This is a genomic window from Candidatus Eremiobacterota bacterium (assembly GCA_031082125.1).
GTDB lineage: Bacteria > Vulcanimicrobiota > CADAWZ01 > CADAWZ01 > Ess09-12 > Ess09-12.
Map to the genome: position 1 here is coordinate 57,246 of JAVHLM010000010.1, position 24,121 is coordinate 81,366.

The following is a 24,121-nucleotide window of genomic DNA, read 5'->3' on the forward strand; positions in this document are numbered from 1 at the left end:
AGGCTTCAGGAAAAGGAATTGATGATGTTGTAGAGTGGCAGGAAGATGGCAATCATGATGAAGGCCACTGCGAAGGCCAGCATGCTGATGATTACAGGCTCCAGGAGGTTCAGGAACGTTTCGAGCCTGCCGTTCACATGCTCTTCCATCATGGTCGCCGACCTTCTAATCATGGACGGGAGATCACCCGTTGATTCGCCCACGCCGCAGAGGTCAGTCACATAGTGGGGAACAAGGGGATGGGATTTGATGGCGTCAGAGAAGGTCTCCCCTGAATTGAGGCTCTCTATGGTCTCAATGATCATCTCGCGGAAAATCGGGTGGGGCGTCATTTCCACAAGGATTGTGAGGGAATCGCTTATAGTGATGCCGCATTCCATCATTGTCGCAAGGTTCAGAAAGATGATGTAGAGCTCGCTCTGGGCGATGAGCCCACCTAAAACGGGGATGCTGAGCTTGGTAGTCTCAAAATAGTACCGTCCTACAGGGGTCGCCAGGTAATTCTTCAGCAGGAAGATCCCCACAGCTGCTGCTGCTGCAAGCGCGGCCCAGAACAGGGGGTTGGTGAGGTAATTGACGGTCGTGACCAGCATCACCGTGATGAATGGGAGCGGCATTCTGGTCTCACGGTAGATGCCGGTAAAGCCAGGCACGAAGTAAATCATCATGACAAAGACTGAGATTATGGCGAAGGCCATCACGAAAGCCGGGTACGTAAGGCTTGAAATGACCTTTCTCTTGAAGGAATAATATTTCTCAAGGTCCTGGGCCTGCTTTTCCATCACGGCAGGGAGCCTTCCCGATGATTGTCCCACTCCCACCAGGCCTGCATAGGCCCTGGAAAAGGTGCCGGGGAACCGGCCGAAGGCATTGTGGGGGGAATGGCCGCTCTCCATGAAGGTGACAAGCTGTTCAAGCACCAGGGCGAACTTCCTGTCGCTCTCGGCGCTCAGGATGGACTTTATTCCCGCCGTAATCGGTATTCCTGCCCCGAGCATCGCCGAGAGCTGGTGGGTAAAGATTGAGACCTTGCGCTCGTCGATTTTCTGAGAGCGCTCAAGCTGCGCTGCAAGGACCTTGTAGGCATTCTTGATGAGCAGGAGCAGATCCCTGCGCACCTTGAAGAGAAGCGATTTTCCCGGCGGAGGGCCATACTCCTTGATGGCCAGCACGTTCAGCGGTCGCATCTTTTCCTGCTTGAGCCGGGCAATGACTTCCCCGCTGTCGGCGGCATCCATCTCACCGCTTACGGTGTCCCCTTTTCTGTTCAACGCCAGGTAATGAAATCTCTTCATCGGCAGTGCTGCTCTTTTTCTCCCCCCGAGGGCGGACCTTCTGTATGATAATCTTGTACATCCTCTCGGCAGTGTCCTCCAGAAAAGCGAGGCGTTTTCTGAAAAGACTGCGGGCCGATCCCGGGTAACGCTCCTCCAGGAGCCCCGGGGGCGGTAAAAGGTAATTAAGGGGATTGGTAAGCCACAGGGAAAGAAGGGACCCATGGGGAAGGGCAAGACGATAAAGCAGTCCTTCCAGACCCCCGGGGCGGAGCCTGTTTTTTGTCTCTTCAGGAACGGAAACGGAGAAAGCATCCTCCAGGGAAGCGATAAGATGGAAAAGGGCCCCGGTGAGCTTCAGGCTTTCCGCAAGCCTGGTGAGGACATCCCATGAGAGCCCCATTTCTCTCAGGAAGAGCGCCATGTCAAGAAGCCAGATGAGGGGCGCCCTTTCCCTCAGGTGGTGGGCCCAGTGGGCCACCAGGTAAAGAAAATGGAGATGGCGCTCAAGGCTGAATGCCTCAATATCATTGAGCCTGAAGGCTTCCGGCGCGCTCCATAGCATTTCCCCCGGGATGAACGACGCGCTCCAGAGGATCCCCTCGTGGAGCTCCAGGAACAGCTCTTCGCCGGCAGCCTGTTTTGAGAAGACAGAACGGCCGAGCCTCCTGTGCCTCACAATCTCTTCCCTGGTGCCGCAGGGGGAGAACCCCTGCTCCATGAGAAGCCCCGCAAGCTCCTGATGATCCTCTCTTTTCACGATAAGGTCGGCATCGTGCATGGGCCTCAAGGCGGAGTTCCTGTAGAGGGCGGCGATGAGAAAGGCGCCCTTGATGACCAGGACTTCATGGGTTCGTCCGCGGCTTTTTGCAATGATCTGCTTCACTTCATGGAGCAGAAGGGTGTTGCGCCTTGCCGTGCCGTAGTAAGTCTCTTTCCAGGCAGAGAGGAGGACGGGCGGTATGGTTGCGGCAAAAGACTCCTCCTGTGCCAGGTGAAAAAGAAGGGGAACAAGGCTCTCATCGCAGGCGCGCTGCGAGAGCCTTTCCCATGGGATTTCGGGGGAAAGGCCGCCAGGGGGACGGGGAGGCCTCCCTTCCAGGAAGTCTGCTGCCAGGGAGCAAAGAAGAGTGAGAGCGCCGTCATTCATGGCCATAGGCAAGGGAGAGTGAAGAGACTGCGATTCCCAGCTCCCTTGTATCGCCGCTGGAATCTGCATGGGCGGGCACCCAGGGCTCTGTGACCCTCAGGATGAAAATGACCCTTCCTTCCAGTGCTCCCGGAAGCGCCAGAGTCCTCTTCTCCCATTCCCATGCCGGCGGCAGGGGTATGGCCCCCATGGGGGGATCGGCTATCTCTAGAAATGCCCTGCTCCCCTCCTGCGAGGGGAAGTAGTAATGGAGGGAGACGGCTTTTTCACCCCCCCGCGCAAGAAGCTCTCCGCGGGCTTCTCCTGCGGTCCACCGGTAGGTGAGGGTCTCTTCGCTCATGGCATGGCGTTCCAGTTCATGCCAGCCCTCGCCTGCCAGGATATCATCGTTCATGCCCATGAGCAGGGTGTGCCCCGGTGAGAGAGCGATTCTCCTCACATAGAGTCCCAGCTCCCTGGTATCCCTGCTGCCATGATCGGAAGGCCTGAAAATTCTGCCTGCATGGAGGGTCACCTTGACAAGCCCCTCGCCGCCCCGGGGGCACCAGCACCTGAGGATCTGGAGATCGCCGGTTTTTCTGCCGGTGAATGGCAATTCGGCGCCTTCCATCTCCGCCAGGGGCAGAAATACCTCGCCATCGGGCGAGGGCAGATGGCACTCAAGGGCCAGGACGCTCTCCGATCCGCTCCTTTTAAGATATAGAGCGGCGGTCTTCCCGGTCCAGCGCCCCGCTGGAGGGCCCTTTTCCAGGGGATACCACCCCCCCGCGATCTGGAGGGCGCAGTTGTCTCCCATCACCACCTCGCTGCGGTATGAGGCGGCGTCAAGGTACTTATGGCGGTAAAGGCCGGGCGGGAAGGAGTAATGGCTTCCCGGCCCCTTCCGGCATGCCATGATGAGGCTCTCATGGAGATTCTCACATGCTCCCGGGGCAACGCCAAGGAGTGTGGCCAGGTCCCTGACCGTCTCAAGGGAAAAGGCTTTTTCGCCGGGGGAGCCGGGTGAAGGGGGGATTTCTTTGATTTCATCAAAGCCGCAGGCCCGCAGGAGCTCTTCAATCTCGCGGGAAGTGAACTTCCTTGTGATGCGGACCCCTGTCCCCAGGGCGCAAAGAGGCGGGAAGCAGTTTTTCCCCGAGAGGAGCCCTGCGAGGGCGTCCTTCGAGAATGCCCGGCGTGTCGCGATATAGAGCACTCCCCGGGAACGGAGCACCCTGTGGCACTCATTCAGAAAACAGGTGGGGCTCTTTCTGAAATGCTCGAGGATGCTTTCTGCCGCGATGCAGTCCAGGCTCCCGGTTTTCCACGGGAAGGGGCGCTCCTCAAGCTCGTGGAAATCAGCGCTGCCGGCAGGTATCTCATCCCCGCCGGGTTCCTTATCGGGCAGGAGAGAAGAGATCTCACCCTTCCAGGCATTGTAGAGGCGGCGGCCCGTCATGCTCCCCGGCTGGATATCAACAAGGCTTGTGAGCAGCAGAATTTTCTTTCCCCCTCCGGGGCCTGAGGAAGCCAGGTGCTCTTTTACCGTGCCGGGCAGACGCCTGAGAAAAAGGCTCAATGGAGATGGGTTTTGTACCATTGTCATCGGCAGAGCTCCAGTAAGTATCTTTCCAGGATATCGGCGGCGTGGGCAGTGCTCCATGCCCCCCGTGCTTCGTGGCAGGCGCGGGAGGCCCGTTCCATCGCCTCTTCCCTGTGCTCAAGAACCTGCCGCATCTGGGAGCCCATGTGCTCTATGTCAGGCTCTGCCCACGTGCCTGATGAGTGGTAAAGGTGTGATCCCGGCCTTACAGGCACTTCACGGCAGGCAACGAGATAACAGTTCTTTTCGTGGAGGTAGTCCACCTGCCCTCCCCAGGCGGGGGAAAGCACAATCTTTCCCATTGCCATGGCCTCAAGGAGGGGGAGGCAGAACCCTTCACCCCTGCTCGAGCAGATATAGGCATCGGCGAGGGCCATAAGGGAGGGCATTTCGCTTACGTAAGTCTCCTGGAGGAAGAGGATCCGGGGGATCTTCTTCCTGCCGAATTTTTTCGAGAGGGTCCTGATGAAGGCACCTATTCCCTGTATCGTGTGGCCGAAGTATGGATAAACCTTTATGATGAGCACCACGCCGTCGGAGGAGGAGAATTCCTTTATATAGGCCGCCATGAGGGCGTCAAAGCCCTTGTAGGGGTAGAAAGCCCCGACGGAGAGAAAGATAAAGAAGTCCCGGAGCTTTTTTGTGGCGATATGAAGCTCGGGGAGCTCCCTCAGGGGCTCCACGGCGGGATGAAAGCGCGCCAGGTCCACGCCGTAGGGAAGGACCCTTATCGGCACTCTGACGCCGGAGTCCTTGAAGGCACGCTCGTTGAATGACGAGGCCACCCATAGCTCATCGACGGCGTTGCAGGCCTCAGCCCAGCGGGGGGGAAGCCTTGAGGTCTCCCATGTGGTGATGCCTATGGAATAGGCGCCTTCCAGCCTCTGGAGCTGAAGGGGAGGCACATGCTGAAGGGATATGAAAGGAGCGGCCTTCATTGAGCGCGCCGGTGGAAGGGAGGAGATCCCGGGGAAGAAGCATGGATCAAGCTCATGATCTCCCTTCAGGCTGTCCCTGAAGAGATGCCACTGCCTTCTCTTCAGCTCCCTCACGTAGTCCCTCGTGCCCTGGCCGTATCCTGACACGGCATGGAAATAGCCTTTCCAGACAAGGGGAATCTCTCTGATGAGAAATGCCTTTTCATCGGGGGTTCCCGCGGCGGCCCCCGTCGCATATCCTCTCAGGAAGCTCTCCTTCAGCACAAGGAAGGCATCGTCGGGCCATGAGGCCCCCTTTGGCTCCAGGGGGGCCGGGATTCTCTCCCTTTCCTGCCCGAGGAGCTTTTCCCTGAGGGCCCTGAGCATGCCCCCCATGGAGAAGGCCTGGCAGGCCTCCATTTCAGCAGGCTCTCTCATCGTCGGCCCCTTTCTCACTCCTGGTGATCTCACAATACTGCCGGGCGATTTCAGCGGTCTCACCCCTGGCGGAGAGCCTGTGGCCCTCTATGAGGAGGGAGCGGGGGCAGATCTCCGCGAGAAGCTCGGGGCTGTGAGAGATGATCAGAATGGTTTTTCCCTCGCTCTTGAGAGCCTTGAGCTTCTCCAGGCACCTGCGCTGGAAGCCCCTGTCGCCCACGGTGAGGATCTCGTCCAGCAGGATAATCGATGGGCCTGCGTGGACCGCCACGGAGAATGCCAGGCGCGCCGCCATCCCCGATGAATACGAGCGGAGAGGCTCTTCCAGAAAATCCTCAAGCCCTGAAAAGGCGACAATCTCATCGAGCCTCGCCCGCAGCTCCCTCGAGGGAACTCCCAGTATGGCGCCATAGGTGAAGATATTTTCACGTCCTGTGAAATCAGGGTGGAAACCCACACCCAGGTCCAGGATGGCGCTGATTCTTCCGGAAGTTGAGATTTTTCCCCTCGTGGGCTGAAGAATGCGGGCTATGAGCCTGAAGAGCGTGGTCTTTCCCGCGCCGTTCGCCCCCATGACTCCCCAGCACTCCCCCTCGTCCACCGAGAAATTGATATCCTCAAGGACCCAGAACTCTCCGCAGATGCCCCTTGTCCCCCTGATGAGGGTCTCCTTGAGAGTCCTGTGTTCTCTCGCGTACCTCCTGAATTTTTTCCAGACTCCTTCAAGCTCGATTACTTTCATAGCTCCTCGGCAAAAAAATCCTGGTGGCGGTTAAAAAGATGGTAACCGGCCAGGAAAGTGATGAAAGCCGCGAGGGCGCTCCACGAGAACAGCGCCCATGGAGGAGCCCCGGCAAATAGGATGGCGTTCCGGTATGCCATGATGATACCGGTGAGAGGGTTCCATGCAATCCACGCGGCATAAGGCTCAGGCACCATCGAGAGGGGGTAGAGGATCGGCGTGGCATAAAACCAGAAGGTAAGGCCATGGGTGAGAAGGACGTTCACGTCACGGTAATATACCTGGAGGCACGAGAGGATAAGGGCGATACCGGCGGTGAACAGCACCTGCACCATGCAGATAAGGGGGATATAGAGGAGAGCCGCTCCCACGGGAATCCTGTAGAGGATGATGAGGGCGACGTTTATCACGAGCCCTACGAGGAAGGTGTGGACAAAGTTGGAGAAGAGCAGCGACAGGGGGATCACCTCCCGGGGGAAGGCCGCCCTGGTGACTACGGGCCCGTAGAGAGGCAGCGACATGGTGGCGGCCTGGAGGCTCTGCTGGAGGAAGTTCCACGGGATGAGGGCACAGAAGAGGAAAAGGGGGTAATGGGGAATGCCCATCCTGAGGACCCTCGTGAAGACCACCGAGAGTATGGCAAGGGTGATGAGGGGATTGATGAGGGCCCACAGAAAGCCAAGCGCCGACCCGCGGTATTTCATAGTCAGGTCCCTCATGAAGAGGCTCATGAGAAGCTCGCGGAAATGGAAAAGGGTCTTGAGTCTCTCTCTCACAGGCGCTCTCTTTCAGATAATACGCTTTTCAATGCTTCTCAGCCGCGAAGCCATGGCGGCGGCCCATCGGCCTGCAGAATGGTCACGCTTCACTTTGTCGAGCGCTTTTTCCGCTCTGCTCCGCGCCTCGTCCCTGTGCTCATATACATGGCGCATCAGGTGCTTTACATGGTCAAGATCTACTTCGGCCCATTGCCCCCTGGTGTGGAAAGGGTGGTCATTGGGCGCGACATCCACCAGTCTGTAGTCGGCCAGGTAGGACGTTTCTGCCGTGAGGTAGTCGCCGGGCCCGCCGAAACTGCTGGAGATGACAGGGATGCCGCATGCCATTGCTTCCAGCAGGGGGAGGCAGAATCCTTCACCCCTGCTTGTGCTCACATAGCAATCGGCGCTCCGGTAGAGGGAGGCCAGGGATTCCCTGAAGGGCCCGTCAATGACCACGAGGGGCGGGGCGCCGGGGCCTTTTTCAGAGACCGCTTTCTCGGCATGGAGAAAAGGATCGCACCCTGGGGAATTAAAATACCGGTAGCTTTTCAGGATCAGGCACACCTCGTCGGAGGCCCTGAACTCCTCCAGGTATGCCCTGATGAGCACGTCGAGGCCCTTGTAATGGTGAAAGCTCCCGACGGAGAGAAAGACAAAGGCCCCGTAAAGCTCCATCAGGCCTTCTCCCTTTCCAGGATGGAATTCATCGCTGTTGACGCCGGGAGGAATTACCTTTATGGGAGCCCGCACCCCGGAAGCTCTGAATGCTCTCTCGTTAAAAGTGGAAAATACCCAGATCTCGTCCATGCGGTTCAGCAGAGGCGGCCAGCTTTCGGGGAGCTCCGTGGTCTCATGGGACGTGTAGCCTATTCTGTACCGTCCCCTCCCTGCAGCGAAAGCATAGGGAGGCGCCAGGCAGAGGGTTATGGCACCGTCGTCCTCAGTGGCCTCATGAGGAGCCGCCGGGGAGGAGGCCTCGGCCGAGATCTCTTTGAAGGGCCTGAAGCGGACGGCGTAGCCTTCCCCTCCAAGGCCTTTCAGGATTCCCGCGGCCACTTTTCCATAGCCTGACGTGCCGGGACGGGTGGCGTAAAGGGTCAGCGGCGCCTTCTGGCTCATAGATCTCTTCCTCGGGATCAGGGAGTTCCCAGTTCCTCTCTTATCGCTGCAATATCCCCGGGCTCCGGGAGAAAGGGGAAGTTTCTTATGGCCTCGCCGGGCATTGAGTCCGAATAGGGCCTGTTGCAGTCGGCGGCGCCGCTGTTGGGGCACCCGCTCGTCATGAAGGGAAGCCCTGATGCGATGACCTTCTCGAGCCTCTCGCTGTCAAGCCCGAAAGAGGTGAGCTTCCCCGGGGGATTAAAGGCAAATTCCCCTGCCATGTTTTCATCGATGAGGTACCGTGCAAGCTGTATCCTGCGGTAATGGCCAAGCGAAGGCCTTGGGTGCCCTGAGAGCCTGGAGTTCCCTTCAGGAAAAAAGGAGAAGAGATGGGTGCTCCCCCCGCTCGAGTGGATTTTCTCCATCAGGGCCACCATCTCCCTTTCTGACTCGCCAAGCCCCACGATGAGGTGGATGCCCACGTTCCCTTTCCCGAATATTTCCAGGGCCTCGTGGAAGCACTCCCAGTACCTCTCCCAGCGGTGGGGGCCTCCCACGCCTTTTCCCCTTATTTCCTCGAAAATGTCCTCCCTTGCGCAGTCCACGGCAATGCCCGCCATCTGGACGCCGGCCCTCTTCAGCTCATCAAGGTGTTTCTTTCTGGTGACCGAGGGGGAGAGGAGGACAGAAAGGGGGATGTCAAGGCTTTTCCTGATCTCTCCCGCGATGGTTATGGTATCTTTGCAGGCTTTCTGGTGGGTAATCATGGAGATGCATATTCTTTTCACCTGCCCGGGCCTGGCCTTGATGCGCTCAATGATATCGCTGAGCAGGTAGGGATCCCATTTTACCCTGATAAAGCTCTTCTCCTTGTAAGAGCCTTTCCGGTTCAGTGAGAGTCCGCAATAGGCGCAGCTCCCCGCGCATCCTGAATCATAGGTGAGAAGCACGTTGATGCAGGGCGACAGGGCGTTCCTGTGGAAAAGCCCTCCCTTGAGATCAAGCATCATCGCCGCCGCAAGGCTTATCCTCACGTAATCGGGGCTTTTGGTTTTCAGCGTTTCTGTCTTCATGCGATTCCTCCTTTAAAGCCTTCCGGCAGAGAGCAGCACGTCTTTTCCCACGTGACGGCAAGGCCGTGCTCTTCAGCTTTTTTCACTGCCTCGTCTGCCGGTATGGCAATCCTGTTCACGCCGCACTCCACCGCCAGGATGTCTATGAGGGCCCTTCCTCTCTCCCTTGCACACCCCAGGGCAATCAAGGAATCAGGGTTCCCCAGGCGCGCCTCGGCAAGCACATCGGCCACCTCATAAGGATCTGGTGGGGCGGCTTTCTCCATCGGTGTGCCTGCGAGGGGCATGAACGATACTATCACAATTATTTCAGGGCGGTATTTCTTCACCATCTCAATGGCCCTGTATTCCCCTTGAAGCTTTCCTCCCTTCAGGCCCACGATGATGTGGGGGATGACAGGGATTGCCTTTCCATGAAGGGCATCGAGGGACCCGGCGATCTTCTCGATGCCGAAGGGCACCCGGCATACCTCCCGGAAAGTCCCGTCGTCACCAATGATGTCGATGAGGGCCTGATCCACCCCGGCGTCTTTCAATGCCCCTGCAAGGGCCTCGTCCACGATGCCGCTGTGGACCGAGATGAAGAGCCCCGTCTCATTCTTCACTTCCCGCAGCGCTTCGGTAAACCCTTCCCAGGGGAGCTCACCCTTTTTTGAAGATCCGCCGGTCACCAGCACGCCCAGGGCTCCTTTTTCCTTTATCCTGCGGCATTTCTTCACCAGCTCCTCAGGTGTGACCGCATGAATCATCGGCTCAAGAAGCTTTCCCCTGCAGTGAAGGCACGCCAGCTCGCAGCGGTCCGCCGTGATTGAGAGGGCGGGGTACTTTCCCCATTCCCCCCGGTAATGAAACATGCCGGGATGATAGAAAGTTATCCTCTTCCCGAATCTCTCCCTTGAGAGCTCCCGGGCTCTTTTCATCTTCTCGCTGGCACGCACCATGGAATCTTCTGTCTCCTTACCCCTCCCGGTAATATTCTCTGAAAATGACCCAGGTCTTCTTTACGACAGCATCAAGGGTGTCCCACTGCGACTCGAGGAGCTGCCTTTTCTTCCGGGCCCTTGCAAGCTCGTCATGGAAGAGGAGCTGCCATTCCTTTTCGTAGGCTTGGAGGAGCTCCATGGAGCCTGCGGCAGCGGCTCTCGCGGCGGCCCTGCCCGCCATTTTCCCGCATAAGACCGCCTGGGGAACGCCGCCTCCCGTGATGGCATGAGTCTGCCCTGCAGCGTCGCCTGCGAGCACGATGGCGTCCTTCACCGTTCTGAGAGGCCCGCCGCAGGGAATGAGCCCCGACACGAAGGAGAGGGGATCGCCTTTTACCTTTCCTTGCTTTGCGAGGCTTTCGGCAAAGCCCGCGAGGAGGCTCCTGAGGTAAGGCCTCCTGCTGAGCGGCTTCGAGAGCCTCACTCCTATGCCGACCCTCGCCGTGTGCTCCTTGGGAAAGAGCCAGCCGTAGCCTCCGTAAAACTCATGCCGGAAATGTATCTCCGTGTGCTCAAGAGGCTTTGCAAGGGGGAGCTCGTACTGCAGGCCTATGATAAAGTCCTTATTCACGCTTCCCATCCATTTTCCCACGGTGGAGGCGGGGCCGTCGGCGCCGATGATTACCCTGGGCACTATGGAGATTTCTCCGCTGCCCGCTGACATTATCACTTCTCCCCGCCGGTATTCTGTGCACCGGGCCCCGGTGATGAGCTTCGCTCCTTCTCCTGCGGCATATTCCGCCAGGGCCTGGTCAAAGAGGTTCCTGTGGAGCATCACGCCAGGCAGGGAAGAGACAATCTCCTCTCCTCCCGGAAGGAAGGTCTTCATCCCTGTGGTGCTCCTGCTGACGGCCGCTGCGGGGATGTCCAGCTCACGGAGCAGCATGAGGGGCACAAATTCGGCGCAGCGCACCGGCTCCCCCACGGTTCTCTGCTTTTCCGCGATGATGGTCTCAGCGCCGAGCTTCGCGGCCTCGGCGGCTGCAGCGGAGCCTGCAGGCCCTCCGCCCACGACGAGCACGTCACAGTACCGCATCAAGGACCCTTTCCAGGAGGCCGATTTTCAGCGTCGTCTCGTTTTCAAAGGCCCCGTGGTAGGCCTCTTCCTCCTTGCCCAGCTCATAGCACGTCGTATCATCGATATTGAGCAGTATGCCGGGAACGCCGGCTTCGTCAAAGTCCTCCAGGTGCTTCCGATAGAAGCCTTCGCAGCAGCAGCCTATGAAAGAGGCCTTCCTTTGTTCCTTGAGCCTCACGAGCGTGGCCTTGAGGTCTTCAAAGCTGGTGATGCTCACGGCTTCAAGGCCCCTGTCCCTGGCAAGCTCGTAAGCTTTGCCGACGGTGCATCTCCCGCAGAGTGCGCACTCTTTCTGCTGGCGGTAGCGGCAGTCAAGAGGCTTCGCGCAGTAAGGGAGGAGCATGTGCCGCGGCGAATGGCCGGCCACTTTCCTGAAGGAGCCCCCTGTCAGGAAGATGTCATTGGCATGGGAGAGAGGAATGCCCCATTCGGTGACCTGCACCTTTTCCAGGGCCTTTTCTATGGCCCCTGCGAAATCAGCAGGGGAGACTCCCGGGAACCGGGCGTTACCCCCTTCAAAGAACCTGGCAAGGCTGCGCTCTACTGCCTCCCTGTCGGAGGGGGTTCCTTTCAGTGATGCCTCCAGGTCCGCCATGGCTCTCGGGGGGCAGGAAAAAAAGTCCCCGGTGATCACGATGTCAAGAATTCTCTTTGTCTTTGTGCTGACTATCAGGGAAGTCCTGAGGAGGCCCCCTTCGGCCCTGTGGAGGGAGTGGACCAGAGGCTGCTCGGCACCGGGCATTTTCACCTTGTCCACGTACTCCCGGGAAGAAAAAAGGGGGAGCTTCTCTGCAAAGCGCTCCTGTTCTGAAGCCGTGAGGCCTCCCTCCCTGAGGGTGACCTTGAAGACCTCGCTGAAGCTCCCGGCGATGAGGCGCTTCAGCTCTACGGCCGATGGCACTCTTCCGAGCTCCCACTTGAGGCACGTGACTCTTTCCCGCGCATGGCGGAGCTCCTTCTCACGGAGCTTTTCAATGGGGACTCTCAGGGCCCTGAGCATCGTGGCGATGTCAAAATCCACCAGCAGGGTTCCCTGGAAGAAGAAGGCGGGCCCTTCGTCGGTGCCTCCCGTGCCGGAGATTTTTCTCCCCTCGATTTCCACGTCATTTCTCGGCCTGAAGGAGGCCTTGAGCCCCAGCTTCTCCAGGGCTCTCACGAGGGGCTCGCAGAGCCTCCTGAAGAAGTCGATGGTGGGAAGGCCAAGGCCGAAGGAATCCTTTGCCGCGATGATCTCCCACCCCAGCTGCGACTCGTCGAAGAGGATGGCGCCGCCGCCGGTGATCCTCCTGTTCAGGTCAAGCTTTCTCCCGGTGCAGTAATCGAGGCGCACCTCGTGGCTGAGGCATTGATGCTGCCCCACCAGCACCGCAGGCGGGGAGAACTGGAGAAACCTCAGCGTGTCGGGGCTCTCGCCCCGGGCCCGCGCCTGGAGAAGGGCTTCGTCAAGCGCCATATTTTCAGCGGCCGGGAGGGCTCCCGTGTCAAGGATGCGCCAGGTATTCACGGCAGGGAGATACCAGAACCTTTCTCTATGCTCTTGTCAACACTATGCCAGGGAGAGGAAAAACTCCTCCTCCATTGACGCGCTAAGGGGAAAACCACCAGAAGGGATCGACGCAGATACCAAAGGCCGAGCCCTGCCTGAAGGCCATGCCGGGGCCTGTCTGCCCCCCCCCCGGCCCCGTTCCCACCTTTATTCTCTGCACCACCTCATCCTTTTTAGTGTCAATAACGGCCACAAGCCCGCCCTTCATGATGCCCGAGGTGATATAGACCCTCGCGCCGTCAGACCTGACGGCGAGATCGTGGGGTCAGCCGCCGACGTCCAGGGCTATCACTTTTTTCAGCACGTGCTTTTCAGCATCGAAGACGAAGGCCGAGTCCTGGAGGCCGCCGCATATGCCGTACACCTTCTTCCCGTCGGGAGTGTAAGCGAGATCGCTTATGGGGTGCGTTCCAGGGTAGGTGATGGTCCTGATGATTTTTCCGCCCGCCGTGTCAATTACCGCAACGGGCCCCTTGGTGAGGGCCGTGTAAGGCTTTCGCACCACGTTGTTCACCGAGGCATAGAGGAGGGAGCCGTCAGGCTTCAGGGCGAGGCCCGCCGGTATCCCCTTCACCGCGATTTTTTCAGTGACCTTGTCGCTGGCCGTGTCAATGACGGTGACATATTCGCTTCCTGTATCAACCCTGGGGAGCTTTATCCCCTGGGGCGTCGTGACGGTATCCGCCGTCACCGCCGATGAATGGCCCACGTAGAGACGGCGGCCGTCAAAGGACACACAGAGGCTCTTGGGGTGCTTTCCGGCATCGATGGCTCCCGTTTTTTTACGGGTCTTCACGTCATAGACCTCCACGGTGCTCGAAGCGATGAGGGATACGTAGGCTTTTTCCGAGTCGGGGGTAAAGGCCGTCATCACCGCGCCGGGGCAGGGGATTTTCTCCATGATGGCGCCATTTTTGGGATTCATGACCATGAGGGGGAGCCTGAGGAGGCCCTTGCCGAACTCCCAGTAGGGCGGAGTGCACCACAGCTCGGTCCCGTCGGGCCTCAGGGCAAGGTGGTACTTTATGGTCTCCGAAGGCCACTTTTCTTTGACCTTGTGCTCTTTTCCCTCAATGACTTTTACGAGGGGCGAGGCGTCGCCGGCCGAGCAGTACACAAGCCCGGGCGCCGTCTTAAGGCGGGAAGCGAGGACCTCTTTCCAGTGTTCTCCAACTTTACCCGGACTTTCAGTGGGCCGGGCTCCCGGGGACCCGGTGGAAAGTACCGGAGAAGAGGTGGCCGCAGGCGGCGGGGGAGAGATGCCCCCTGTGCCTCCGGGGGTGCATGAGAAAAGGTGGAATGCCAGCAGGAGAGCCGCGAGAAAACGAGGTGCCCTTCTCATCGCTAGTCACCTTCAAATTCCACGAGGTTGAAGACCTTGTACCCGGCATCCTCAAGCTTTTTCTTTCCCCCCAGGTCGGGGAGATCGACAATAAAGCAGCACTCGAGGATCTCGGCGCCCAGTTTCTTCAGGAGATTGCAGGCTGCCAGGGCCGTTCCCCCCGTGGCGATGAGATCATCCACCAGGAGGACCCGGCTTCCCTTCTCCAGGGCGTCCTTGTGAATCTCTACCCTGTCCTTGCCGTATTCAAGGGTGTATTCTTCCGACACGGTCTCGGCGGGGAGCTTTCCCGGCTTTCTTATGGGGATGAATCCCACCTTGAGCCTGTGGGCCAGCACCGACCCGACTATGAAGCCCCTCGATTCTATCCCTGCCACGGCGTTGATCCCCATGTCCCTGTAGCGCGTGGAGAAGATATCTATCATGAGGTTGAATCCCTCGGGGTCCTTGAGAAGCGTCGTGATATCCCTGAACATGATGCCTTCCTTGGGCCAGTTGGGGATGGTCCTTATCTTTTCCGTGAGCTTCTCCTTGATGCCGGCGCGGCTCCTTACCTTGGGGATTGCGCTGATTATGAGCCTTGTCACCTTTTCCACGTTCTGGGCAAAGATGGCCAGGACGGCCTCCCAGGTGACGGGCTCTTCATCTTCTTTCCAGCAGTCATAGTCGGTGCTCATCGCTATGGCGGCATAGGGGATGCCGGCCTCGTTGGCAAGAATCGCCTCGGGAGCGATGCTCATGTTGATGACGTCGGCGCCCCACTGCCTGAACATATGGCTTTCAGCCCTCGTGGAGAAGCGGGGGCCTTCGATGGTGACGACGGTGCCTTTTTGATGGTATTTAAGCTTAAGCTCCCCGCAGGTCTCGTTCAGAATGTCTCTCAGCAGCTTTGAGAAAGGAGCGCTCATAGGCGCATGGATCGGCTCGTGGGGAAGGAAATCCTCGTAATAGGTGATTGCGCGATGCCTGGTGAAATCTATGAACTGGTCCAAAATCACCAGGTCGCCCCTTCCTATCTCATTGCGAAGGCTCCCGCAGGCCGTGGTGGCGATGATGTGGGTGCACCCGGCGGTTTTAAGGGCATCAATGTGAGCCCGGTAGTTCACCTGCGTGGGAGGAACGATGTGGCCGATACCGTGGCGGGCAAGGAGCGCCACCTGGACGCCTGATATCATCCCTTCCTTGAGCAGGACGGGCCTCCCGTAGGGAGTTCTTACATAGGTATCTTTCGGGTTGCTGAGTATGTCGGGGTTGTCAAGCCCGCTGCCTCCTATGATGCCGATTTTAACCATCCTTATGCTCCTTCTCCAGGTTATAGGGTATTTTTTCCGCGCCCTGCCTCCTCCAAGGGCCGGGCGGCAGGACCTAGTATTTTCTTTTTTGCGCCATGCTTTTCCTTTTTTGCTTTTTTACCGGGGTATGACCCTCCTCCCCGGCACCGGGTGGCGGCGCCTTCACTGAAGGAAAATCCAGCGGGGGGGGATAATTCTTCCTGGACATCACAGGAGGGGGAGACCATGCTGGAAAAACTTTTTAAACTCGGCGAGAACGGGACAGACGTGAAGACGGAGGTCAGGGGAGGCATCGTGACCTTTCTTACCATGAGCTACATTATTTTCGTGAACCCCGCCATCCTCGCCGCCTTTAACAAGACCGGCATGGACTTCAACGCCGTCATGGTGGCCACATGCATCTCGGCGGCGCTTGCCACGCTCATAATGGGCCTCTACGCGAACTATCCCATTGCCCAGGCGCCCCTGATGGGCGAAAACGCTTTTTTTGCCGCCACGGTCATCATGAGCATGGGAATCCCCTGGCAGGCGGCCCTTGGCGCCGTATTCATCTCGGGTCTCCTTTTCCTGCTCCTCACCTTTGCCAGGGTCCGCGAGATAATCCTGGACTCCGTGCCTCAGGGCCTGAAATACTCGATAGCTGCGGGCATAGGTCTTTTCATCGCTTTCATAGGGCTCCAGCAGGGCGGCATCATCGTCGGCAACCCCGTCACCATGGTTTCCATGGGGTCTCTTATCGGGAGGCCGGCTCTCCTCACCATTGCGGGGATTATCATCACAGGGACCCTGATGATCCGCAGAGTGAAGGGCGCCATACTCTGGGGGATGCTCATCTCCACCGTGATAGCCCTTGTGACGGGAATGGTCCAGCCTGATATGAAAAACGGCCTCCTCGGGGCCCTGGTCAGTGTCCCCCCTTCCCTTGAGCCCACCATGCTCAAGCTGGACCTGAAAGGGGCCCTCACGGTGACCATGATCCCCGTCATCACCGTGTTCCTCTTCATGCTTCTTTTTGACACCGTGGGCACCCTTATCGGCGTAGCCCAGCCTGCGGGCCTCCTCAGGGATGGCAAGCTTCCCAGGGCGGACAAGGCACTTCTCTCCGATGCCGTTGCCACCTGTGCCGGCGCCCTGATGGGCACCTCAACGGTGTCGAGCTACATTGAGAGCGCCACGGGCATCTCCGAAGGGGCCCGGACAGGCCTTGCCAACATGGTCACGGGCCTTCTCTTTCTTGTCGCCCTTTTCTTCTCACCGCTTGTGCGCCTTATCGGAGGAGGCTGCGTGGAGAACGGCAATCCATTCAACCCCATAACGGCACCAGTCTTAATACTCGTGGGATGCCTCATGCTCACCAATATAAAGCATATCGATACCGATGACTTTACCGAAACGATACCTGCCTTTCTCACCATCATGGCCACTCCCCTCACTTACAATATTGCCTATGGGCTCGCCCTGGGCTTCATCTCCTACCCTGTGCTGAAGCTCCTCTCGGGGAGGGGCAGGGAAGTGAGCCCCGTGGTGTATATCACGGCAGTGATCCTGGCCTGCGGCCTCCTCTTCAAGGAGCTCTACTTCAAAGGCTAGAGGCGGGGAGCATGAAAAAAGACATACCCACCAGTTCCCGGGAATATTACCGGCTCATCGAGCGTGACGGAGCCTTCCGCGCAGGGCTTGCCTCTCTCTGTGCCCCGCGCCAGATCACGTGGCATATCACTTACCGCTGCAACCTGGACTGCCTCCACTGCGGCGTGGCCTCCATGAACAGGAGCTGCACTTACACCGAAAGAGATGAGCTCACGTTCCGCGAGGTCTGCCGGATCATCGACGAGGGGGCCGCCTCAGGGGTGAAGTCGCTCTATTTCACTGGAGGAGAGCCCTTCATGAGGAGCGATATGCTGGATATCCTGAGATACAGCCGGCAAAAGGGCATGAAGACAGGGATGGTCTCAAACGGGACTCTCATTACCGGGAAGGTGGCTAGGGATCTCATGAGGCTCGAGATCGGCGAGATAATGGTAAGCCTTGACGGCGCCTCTCCCGCCACCTATGACGTCCTCAGGCAGCGGAAAGGTGCTTTCCGGAAGGCCCTGCGGGGGCTTGAGAACCTTGTGGAGGCAAAAAAGGTCTCGGGGAGCGGGACCATCGTATGCACCAATACGGTGCTGGTTAAGGACACCCTGGAAGAGCTCCCCGCCATTGCCGCCCTCTCCTGCCGGACAGGTGCCGATGAAGTGAGGGTGCAGCCCTATATTCCAGGTACCGAGCATGACGGCAGGCTCATTTTCCGGGAAAGAGGCCATGTCCGCAGGATACTCAGGGAGTTTGAGAAGGCCGTGGCCCCCCCTGCATTCTGTGATCCCGACATGGTGGCCCAGGCTGCCCATCTTCTCGCCAGGGGAGAGCGCTTCGCGCCGCGGTGCATGGCGCCTTCCCTGTCAAGTTTTGTCACGCCGCCCGGCGAGGTGTATCCCTGCTGCTTTCTCTGCGAGTTGGGCGAGTTCCTTATGGGGAGCCTGAAGAGGGACTCCCTGGAGGCCATATGGGGAAAGAGGCTCTACAGCAAGCTCCGTGAGGATATGCTTGAGTGCCTCTCCTTCAGTCGCTGCAGAGCATGTGCGGCGCTCCCTGAGCTTGCAGGCCGGGATCTGCTGGAAGAAGCACTCAGGGAGCAGGCTCTGCCGTCGCCGGCGATATGACGGCGAGATTTTTCTGCACCATGTCGCCTACCACCCTTATCACGTCCTGGCGCGCCTGGGACTCCTCGACGTCATAGAGGGTGAGGACCTCGCCGACAAGAGAGGCCACCGTGCGGCTCCCGTCCAGGAGCTTCCAGAGATCTGCCGCCACGGCATTGAGAGAAAAGTAGCTTCCCTGGTCTATGTCCAGCAGGACCACCTCGTCATCAAGCTCGCTCCAGGCAATCTCCTCATTTCTGGCAACATACATCTCGTCTATCTCCATCCTTCACGCTCCTTTCGGGAATGCGGCAATCTCCCAGAGGCGCCGCGCCATTCTCTCCCCCGCGCTTCTTGAGTCCCATTCAGAATCCCCTTTATTCCGGGATTTCCAGGCTTTCCGCGCGATTTCATCACGGTGCTCAAAGGCAAAGCGCAGCATGGATCCCATTTTTTCAAGGGCAGAAATGCCTTCGAAAGCCATTTCAATGCCGGGACAGGGCATGCTGTCCCCCGCGGTGCTTATGGAGGGGAGGGCCGACGCCTTTGCTTCGAGAGCCGTGAGAAAACCCCAGGCAGTGGCGCCCTGATGGACCAGGAGATGACCTGATGCGTAAAGCATCGGCCTTCGAGACGGCGGCGGGCTTCCCAGCACCACCGCCGCTGGGCTTTTTCTTCTCACTGTTCCCGCTCCCTGCAGGGGAGCAAGGTTTTCTGGAAGGCCCTCAGGCGGCCCATCCCATGCCACGGCGAGGAGCACCTTCTCAGCAGCGCCAAATTCTCTGAAATAGGCGCCGGCGGTGAGCTCGAGCCCTCCAGGGGAGCGCCCTTCAAAGGCTGCCAGGATTGTGAAATGGCCTGGCCATTCAAAAAGGGGCATCGAGGCGCCGGGCCTGAAGAGTGCCCTGTCCACGCCGGGCGCCATCACATGAAGGGGCTTCCCCCTCCAGGCCTTCTCAAAGCTTTTTCTGAGCTCCTCGGAGGGGACCCATACCTCATCGAGCCCCGCCAATCCCTCGGCTGAGAGAGCATCCCCGCCGGGAGGGACGTCAAGGTAGCCTATGGCATAGGGTTTTACCTCAGCTTTCATCACCGCTTCGGCACCGATGAGAAGTGATATGGTGCAGCTCCTGCCGGGGACAGGCGGCCTGACAAGAAACCCCCTGCGCGAGAGCTCCTGTTTCATCATAAATCCCATCCTGGCCGCCCAGGAGCTTCCGCCGGAAGGAAACGCCATCTCAAGCGGGATCCCTGTGAGCTGTTGTGAAGGGACAGGAGCGGGGGCGATGCGCTCCAGCAGAGAGTGCTGATGGGGAAGCTTCTGGGCCTCGCAGTGCATTCCCTCGGCGAATGAATAGTCGATGAGCCTGAGGCACTCCTGCTCAAGGCGCTCCTCTATGAGGAGCGAGGGCTTTTTTTTCATCAGCTCCCCGTAGCGGTCAACGTCGCTGAGAAGCCTCTCCCTCTCTGGCACAGTGAGAACCCTGAAGTACCTTCCTGTGAAAGCCAAAAGCGACGTCATGTTCCTGCTGAAACGGATTGAGTAGCGCCTTGAGAGCATTGCCGGGCTTGCCCTGAGCGCCCAAATGAAGAACCTGCCCGTATTGAACTGGCTTCTTGCCGCCTCGCAGGCAGTAAGGGTCTTGTCATGCCACGCGAGGGCCTCCTCGTTGTAGATGAGGGGGAGATTGAGGATGCTCCTGAGCCTGAAGCCGAACTCCGTGTCCTCGCACCCCACGCCGGTAAAGAGCTCCCTGAAGCCCCCCACCTTTTCCATGAGGACTCTTTCAAGCGAAAGATTGGCCGTCACTGCGTTGAATTCCATCACGTCGCCGTGGCGGTAAAGTGCATAGGAATAATCCATGATCTTCCTGGTGAGCATTCCCGTACCGGGGAGAGGGAGCACCTTCCCCATTACCATGCAGCGCTTCCGCTCGCCATGCATTTTCACATGGGCCGCTATCAGGCCGGCTGTAGCAATCACGTCGTCATCGAGAAAGAGAAGGTAGTTCCCCCCCGCCAGGGAGGCGCCCCTGTTCCGGGCCTTTGCGGGACCTCCCCTCCCTGTGGCGGTGTAGCGCATCCTGTAAGGCGTCGGGAGGCTTTTCACCATTTCCTTGGTGCCGTCGGTGCCGCCGTCATCGGCGACTATCACGTCAAAGCGGCTGAAAGGAAAGGTCTGGGCCCCGAGAGAGAGGAGGAGGCTCCTGAGCTTCTCTTTTCTCCCGCAGGTGGGGATGATGACCGTCACTTCCGGTGCCGCTCTCATTGCGGGCCCCCCACGTGAAACAGATTCTCCATGGCCTTCCCGTAGTCATGGTAGATAGCTTCGAGCCTTGCGGCGATTCTTTCTCTCAGGTTCTTCAGGGTGAAGCTCCGCCGCACGAGGAGCTGTCCCCGCGCGGCCTTCAGGAGGGCCTCTTCCCGGTGCTCATAGACATGGCGCATCAGGGCCCTGAGATGCTCGCGGGAGGGCTCAGCCCAGAGGCCCTGCCGGTGCTCGCCATGATCCCTTGACGAGGCCTCCACGAGGCGATACTCAACGAGGTACGAGTTGTCCTCAGAGAGAAAGTCAAGATGCCCGCCGAAGGCAGTGGCGATTACAGGCCTGCCGAGGCTCAGGGCCTCCAGGGCGGGGAGGCAGAAGCCCTCGCCGCGGCTCGGCACCACGTAGGCATGGCAGGTGCCGATGAAGTCGGCGAGCTCTTCGTCGGCCAGGTCCTCATAATAGAGAAAGAGGGGAGGAAAGCTCTTCTTTTTCACCGAGCGCCTTATCCCTTCCAGGAGCCCATGGACGGCCTCCCTTGCCGCCAGCGGCGACAAGGCGCCATGAGGCTTCACCTTGAGGGCGAGGAGGACATCGTCCTCCCTGCGGAACTCCTCGTAATAGGCTCTCACAAGGATATCAAAGCCTTTGTACTCGTAAAGGGAGCCCAGGGCCATGAAACAGAAGCGGCTGTCGGGGAAATATCTCCTTCTCAGCGACGAAGGCGCGAACCTGCCCATGTCTACGGCGTAGGGCAGTATGTGGACCGGCACTCTCACGCCGGAATTGAAAAAGCTCTCGCGGCAGAACTCCGAGGGCACCCAGGCTTCATGCATGGAGTTGATGGCTGCCGCGGTTTCATGGGGAATGACGGTGGTCTCGCAGGCCGACACTTGGATGCGGTAAGGCCCCACGGGGTAGAGGAGAGGTCCTTTCCAGTAATGATGAAAATAGAGGTGGTGGCTTTCCCTGGAAAGAGCTGCTCCTCTAGGGTGAGCGCCTTCCCTGTCACAGACGGTGAGCCCATGGCCAAGCTCCCCGAGGGCCTTGACGCACTGGCGCGATACTGTGCCGAATCCCCCCTTGAGCTCAGTGGGGCCGTGCCAGAAGATTCTGTACCCTCTGTACGAAGCCTCTTCACCCTGGAGGAGAGGGCCGCAGGGGCCCTTGATTCTCCTGGCGGCCAGGAAAGCTCCTTCAATGAACGAGTAATCAAGGATGCTGCGGCAGGCTTTGTCCCTGGCGGCGGCGGCGCTCTCCCCGGGGGTTTCAAGGCATATCCTCTCGAGCCTCTCATAGTGCTCCCTCTGTGCCGAGGCTTCCCGGGCAGTATATGCCCTGAACGAGCAGGCCCTGGCGAGGGTCTCGCGCAGGTGTCCTGTTATCGTGGGGAAAGCCGATGCCTTCAGAGCCGCAGGGTGCTTGAGAATAAACCTCACAAAAGATGCGCCGGCCTGGAAATAATTGGTGCAGGCCTCCCTTATGGAGAGCTCCCTGTAATGCCACGCCCGTGCCCCTTTTGCATACCTCAGGGTGACACCCGCGTCCTTCACAAGGCGGAAGCCCAGCTCCAGGTCCTCAAAGCCGTAAAGGGTGAACTGCTCGTCGAAAAAACCGGCCTTTTCGATAGCCTCCCTGTGCACTGAAAGGTTGCAGGTGACAGTGCCATATTCCAGAGCTTTGCCGTCATGCTGCCCCCTGAAGGTCTCCGCGAGGTGGAGGCGGTCGGCAGGTGACGTGCCGGGGCAGGGGAGCACCTCGCCCAGCACGGCGCTTCCCGGGTATCTCAGGTGCATCTCCCAGTGGGCCTTTGCAAGCTGAGGCTCGGGGAGCACGTCATCATCAAGGAAGATGAGAAGCCTCCCTCTTGATTCCCTTATTCCCCTGTTCCGGGCAGCGGCACGGCAACGCTTTTTCTCGGTGACCACTTTATGGCTGAAGGGGAGCGCGAGGAGCCACTCTTCGGGGATGGTCTTCTCTGAGTTGTTTACCACGATGACTTCAAGCTGCCGGGGAGGATACATGAGAAGGGCCGCGTTTTGCAGGGTGTGCCGAAGGCCGTCGTGGGCCATGGCCGAGGGAATGATGAGGCTCACTTCAATGGCTTCCCTTGTTCTTGAGGCTTTTCCGCGGTCCATTTACTGCACCTGCCGGTCTGCGGCGGGAGGCACTTTTTCGAGCCCCAGCGCGCTGATTTCCAGTCCGTCGCCCCGGCTTTCCTCGCCAGGAAGGGAAAGCGTGACTTTCAGCGGGTCTTCAAACCTCTCCTCGAGAGGCTCGGGAAAAAGGAATGCCAGGGTCTGCCACTCTTTTCCCGCCGCGAGGCCCTTCTCCATTTCATGCCCATCGGCGTGCACATGGAGCATCAGGGGACCATCGGCGCTGCCGCTCCTTCTGCAGGTGATCATGAGAGCTGTCTCGCCGCCCCCTGGATAGAGGGTCACCGATGCCCTGTCCTTCAGCGGCCGCACGGAAGGGGGAGCGCACTCCAGGGGCCCCCATCCCTCCCCCAGCAGCAAGGGCTCGTTTTCTCCCATGGTGAGCCTGTCACCTCTGAAGAGGCGCATTGCCACAAGGGCAATACCAAGGATACGCCGATCCTCGCTTGAGGGGTCAACCTCCCGGGGCACATAGGTTTTTCCTGCAGTTATCACGATTTTTCTCAGGGTGTCCCTTGATTCGGGGAGGAGGAGCACCATGTGATAGCGATCCTGGAATGCTTCTCTCCTGCTGAAATGAAGGAGGTGAAGGGCCTCTCCCTTTCCCGTGGCGAGCCGCGGCACGGCGGCTTCCCCTTCAATCACGGGGATGATGAGCTCAAGGGAGAGAAGCCTGAGGGGCAGTGATGCCCTGAGATAGACTTCGCCGCTTGAGCCTGCCCAGCGGTAATGAAAGCCCGAATATTCCCCCCCATGCCATCCTTCGCCAAGCTGGATGCCGTCGTTGAAGCCCGCCTCCACAAAATCAAGCAGAAATGCCCTGTGGGCTGCCACGGCGGGCGGGAGGGAAGGCACGATCCCGCAGGCTTCCTCCTCTTCACTCTCCGAGGAGTAGATGCCCCGGGGGAAGGCGTAGGCCCGCTCTCCCTCCTTTTCGGCAATGATGAAGAGGTGGTCGTGGTGCTCCTCTTTCGGCGCCCCGGGAAAAAGATTGACAAGGAGCTCCTTGAGCGATGAGAATACCCTTCGCTGAAGGGTGTTGAAGGGCTTCACGTCCTGCGGGGCACTTTCAGTCACCTTGAAGTGATGGGCTTCCAGCAGCTCCTTTACCTCGGCCCTGGAGAACTCCCTGCAGAGGGTTCCCCGGAGACCCAGGCCGGAGTAAGGGGGATAGATATTCTCCCCGCGGAAGAGCTTCAGTATATTTGAGGCCGAGAGGGCATTGGGCGTGGACAGGAAGAGAAAGCCGCCCTTTCTGAGGACCCTGTGGAGCTCCGCAAGAACAAAGGAGGGGTTCTCCGTGAGATAATGAAGGGCCTCGTAGAGCAGGGCGCCGTCGTAAGTCTCATCGGGAACGGGGAAGTGCTCATGCTCGATATGGAAGGTCAGGGACGGGAAAGAAATCTTCTCTCCTTTTCCTGTCGTGACGCCCCTGTGGAAGCCGGTGGGGCACAGGGCGCCGTCTTCCCAGCGGAACACCGTATCAACGGCAAAGTCCGAAAACCGTGAGAGGAGCGCCGCAAGGAAATAGGGATAGGCCATCACATCCAGCAGTCTTCCCGACGCTCTGTATGCCCTGAGGAAATCAAAGGCCCGCGAGAGCTTCACCGCCTCTTCCTCGCCGATAATTCCGAGGGAGAGGAGCGTCTGGTACTCCCTGAGGCCGTACAGAAAATCGAGCTGCTTTGTATCCATTGCCTGCGTCTCTTTTCAGGATCAATTCTTTTGAGGCGTGA

General features: G+C 58.9%; 20 protein-coding genes and 1 pseudogene. 2 read left to right on the plus strand and 19 right to left on the minus strand.

The window, feature by feature from the left end:
• Positions 1–5 precede the first annotated feature (5 nt).
• The 15 genes and pseudogenes from RDV48_13010 to mtnP all read right to left on the minus strand — a co-directional run bounded on the left by RDV48_13010 (position 6) and on the right by mtnP (position 15,279).
• On the minus strand, positions 6–1,295 hold the full coding sequence (locus RDV48_13010) for a type II secretion system F family protein (protein ID MDQ7823711.1): 1,290 nt from the start codon (positions 1,293–1,295) through the stop codon (positions 6–8).
• Positions 1,240–2,493, minus strand: coding sequence for a nucleotidyltransferase family protein (locus RDV48_13015; GenBank protein ID MDQ7823712.1), 1,254 nt, complete (start codon positions 2,491–2,493; stop codon positions 1,240–1,242). The genes RDV48_13010 and RDV48_13015 overlap by 56 nt, the downstream gene beginning before the upstream one ends.
• On the minus strand, positions 2,417–4,009 hold the full coding sequence (locus tag RDV48_13020; GenBank protein MDQ7823713.1) for a methyltransferase domain-containing protein: 1,593 nt from the start codon (positions 4,007–4,009) through the stop codon (positions 2,417–2,419). The genes RDV48_13015 and RDV48_13020 overlap by 77 nt, the downstream gene beginning before the upstream one ends.
• Entirely contained in the window at positions 4,006–5,361 is a 1,356-nt protein-coding gene (locus tag RDV48_13025) for a glycosyltransferase (GenBank protein MDQ7823714.1), read from the minus strand. Before RDV48_13025 ends, RDV48_13020 begins: the two co-directional genes overlap by 4 nt.
• Entirely contained in the window at positions 5,345–6,103 is a 759-nt protein-coding gene (locus RDV48_13030) for an ABC transporter ATP-binding protein (GenBank protein MDQ7823715.1), read from the minus strand. Before RDV48_13030 ends, RDV48_13025 begins: the two co-directional genes overlap by 17 nt.
• Entirely contained in the window at positions 6,100–6,879 is a 780-nt protein-coding gene (locus RDV48_13035; protein MDQ7823716.1) for an ABC transporter permease, read from the minus strand. The genes RDV48_13030 and RDV48_13035 overlap by 4 nt, the downstream gene beginning before the upstream one ends.
• A 12-nt stretch (positions 6,880–6,891) precedes the next feature.
• The gene (locus RDV48_13040; GenBank protein MDQ7823717.1) at positions 6,892–7,983 is read right to left on the minus strand and encodes a glycosyltransferase; all 1,092 of its coding nucleotides are present in this window, start codon (positions 7,981–7,983) and stop codon (positions 6,892–6,894) included.
• A gap of 17 nt (positions 7,984–8,000) precedes the next feature.
• On the minus strand, positions 8,001–9,038 hold the full coding sequence (locus RDV48_13045) for a radical SAM protein (protein MDQ7823718.1): 1,038 nt from the start codon (positions 9,036–9,038) through the stop codon (positions 8,001–8,003).
• Positions 9,035–9,979 carry a radical SAM protein gene (locus RDV48_13050; protein MDQ7823719.1) on the minus strand — a complete coding sequence of 315 codons (945 nt, stop codon included), beginning with the start codon at positions 9,977–9,979 and terminating at the stop codon, positions 9,035–9,037. The genes RDV48_13045 and RDV48_13050 overlap by 4 nt, the downstream gene beginning before the upstream one ends.
• 16 nt (positions 9,980–9,995) lie before the next feature.
• A complete protein-coding gene (locus tag RDV48_13055) occupies positions 9,996–11,057 on the minus strand; it encodes an NAD(P)/FAD-dependent oxidoreductase (protein MDQ7823720.1) in 1,062 nt (353 codons plus the stop codon).
• Complete coding sequence (locus RDV48_13060; GenBank protein MDQ7823721.1) at positions 11,044–12,603, minus strand: DUF116 domain-containing protein; 1,560 nt, start codon at positions 12,601–12,603, stop codon at positions 11,044–11,046. Before RDV48_13060 ends, RDV48_13055 begins: the two co-directional genes overlap by 14 nt.
• Before the next feature lie 82 nt (positions 12,604–12,685).
• Positions 12,686–12,838: a hypothetical protein gene (locus RDV48_13065; protein ID MDQ7823722.1), complete on the minus strand. Its 153-nt coding sequence runs from the start codon at positions 12,836–12,838 to the stop codon at positions 12,686–12,688.
• A gap of 72 nt (positions 12,839–12,910) precedes the next feature.
• Entirely contained in the window at positions 12,911–13,987 is a 1,077-nt protein-coding gene (locus tag RDV48_13070; GenBank protein MDQ7823723.1) for a hypothetical protein, read from the minus strand.
• 2 nt (positions 13,988–13,989) lie between these two features.
• The gene (locus RDV48_13075) at positions 13,990–14,523 is read right to left on the minus strand and encodes an adenine phosphoribosyltransferase (protein ID MDQ7823724.1); all 534 of its coding nucleotides are present in this window, start codon (positions 14,521–14,523) and stop codon (positions 13,990–13,992) included.
• Between the two features lie 15 nt (positions 14,524–14,538).
• Positions 14,539–15,279 (minus strand): annotated as a pseudogene (gene mtnP, locus RDV48_13080) (S-methyl-5'-thioadenosine phosphorylase).
• 225 nt (positions 15,280–15,504) lie between these two features.
• Between mtnP and RDV48_13085 the strand changes: the two are divergent.
• Together RDV48_13085 and RDV48_13090 are read left to right on the plus strand one after the other, a co-directional pair.
• Positions 15,505–16,869: an NCS2 family permease gene (locus RDV48_13085; GenBank protein MDQ7823725.1), complete on the plus strand. Its 1,365-nt coding sequence runs from the start codon at positions 15,505–15,507 to the stop codon at positions 16,867–16,869.
• An 11-nt stretch (positions 16,870–16,880) separates the two neighbouring features.
• Positions 16,881–17,981 carry a radical SAM protein gene (locus RDV48_13090; protein MDQ7823726.1) on the plus strand — a complete coding sequence of 367 codons (1,101 nt, stop codon included), beginning with the start codon at positions 16,881–16,883 and terminating at the stop codon, positions 17,979–17,981.
• Here RDV48_13090 and RDV48_13095 read toward each other — a convergent pair.
• The 4 genes from RDV48_13095 to RDV48_13110 are packed head-to-tail and all read right to left on the minus strand — an operon-like array spanning position 17,947 to position 24,080.
• On the minus strand, positions 17,947–18,246 hold the full coding sequence (locus tag RDV48_13095) for a PqqD family protein (protein MDQ7823727.1): 300 nt from the start codon (positions 18,244–18,246) through the stop codon (positions 17,947–17,949). The two genes, RDV48_13090 and RDV48_13095, sit on opposite strands and share 35 nt — an antisense overlap.
• Before the next feature lie 3 nt (positions 18,247–18,249).
• Positions 18,250–20,229 carry a glycosyltransferase gene (locus tag RDV48_13100; protein MDQ7823728.1) on the minus strand — a complete coding sequence of 660 codons (1,980 nt, stop codon included), beginning with the start codon at positions 20,227–20,229 and terminating at the stop codon, positions 18,250–18,252.
• Positions 20,226–22,364 (minus strand): glycosyltransferase, encoded by a 2,139-nt coding sequence (locus RDV48_13105; protein ID MDQ7823729.1) that lies wholly within the window; start codon positions 22,362–22,364, stop codon positions 20,226–20,228. Before RDV48_13105 ends, RDV48_13100 begins: the two co-directional genes overlap by 4 nt.
• Positions 22,365–24,080: a methyltransferase domain-containing protein gene (locus RDV48_13110; protein ID MDQ7823730.1), complete on the minus strand. Its 1,716-nt coding sequence runs from the start codon at positions 24,078–24,080 to the stop codon at positions 22,365–22,367. It abuts the gene before it with no gap.
• Between the last annotated feature and the right edge of the window lie 41 nt (positions 24,081–24,121).

What these genes read in the sequence shown, in the direction of transcription:
- RDV48_13025 (MDQ7823714.1), bottom strand. Translation starts at nt 5,361, where the DNA reads ATGAGAGAGCCTGCTGAAATGGAGGCCTGCCAGGCCTTCTCCATGGGG.
- RDV48_13070 (MDQ7823723.1), bottom strand. Translation starts at nt 13,987, where the DNA reads ATGAGAAGGGCACCTCGTTTTCTCGCGGCTCTCCTGCTGGCATTCCAC.
- RDV48_13010 (MDQ7823711.1), bottom strand. Translation starts at nt 1,295, where the DNA reads ATGAAGAGATTTCATTACCTGGCGTTGAACAGAAAAGGGGACACCGTA.
- RDV48_13090 (MDQ7823726.1), top strand. Translation starts at nt 16,881, where the DNA reads ATGAAAAAAGACATACCCACCAGTTCCCGGGAATATTACCGGCTCATC.
- RDV48_13015 (MDQ7823712.1), bottom strand. Translation starts at nt 2,493, where the DNA reads ATGCAGATTCCAGCGGCGATACAAGGGAGCTGGGAATCGCAGTCTCTT.
- RDV48_13055 (MDQ7823720.1), bottom strand. Translation starts at nt 11,057, where the DNA reads ATGCGGTACTGTGACGTGCTCGTCGTGGGCGGAGGGCCTGCAGGCTCC.
- RDV48_13020 (MDQ7823713.1), bottom strand. Translation starts at nt 4,009, where the DNA reads ATGACAATGGTACAAAACCCATCTCCATTGAGCCTTTTTCTCAGGCGT.
- RDV48_13045 (MDQ7823718.1), bottom strand. Translation starts at nt 9,038, where the DNA reads ATGAAGACAGAAACGCTGAAAACCAAAAGCCCCGATTACGTGAGGATA.
- RDV48_13030 (MDQ7823715.1), bottom strand. Translation starts at nt 6,103, where the DNA reads ATGAAAGTAATCGAGCTTGAAGGAGTCTGGAAAAAATTCAGGAGGTAC.
- RDV48_13105 (MDQ7823729.1), bottom strand. Translation starts at nt 22,364, where the DNA reads ATGGACCGCGGAAAAGCCTCAAGAACAAGGGAAGCCATTGAAGTGAGC.
- RDV48_13110 (MDQ7823730.1), bottom strand. Translation starts at nt 24,080, where the DNA reads ATGGATACAAAGCAGCTCGATTTTCTGTACGGCCTCAGGGAGTACCAG.
- RDV48_13085 (MDQ7823725.1), top strand. Translation starts at nt 15,505, where the DNA reads ATGCTGGAAAAACTTTTTAAACTCGGCGAGAACGGGACAGACGTGAAG.
- RDV48_13095 (MDQ7823727.1), bottom strand. Translation starts at nt 18,246, where the DNA reads ATGGAGATAGACGAGATGTATGTTGCCAGAAATGAGGAGATTGCCTGG.
- RDV48_13050 (MDQ7823719.1), bottom strand. Translation starts at nt 9,979, where the DNA reads ATGGTGCGTGCCAGCGAGAAGATGAAAAGAGCCCGGGAGCTCTCAAGG.
- RDV48_13100 (MDQ7823728.1), bottom strand. Translation starts at nt 20,229, where the DNA reads ATGAGAGCGGCACCGGAAGTGACGGTCATCATCCCCACCTGCGGGAGA.
- RDV48_13040 (MDQ7823717.1), bottom strand. Translation starts at nt 7,983, where the DNA reads ATGAGCCAGAAGGCGCCGCTGACCCTTTACGCCACCCGTCCCGGCACG.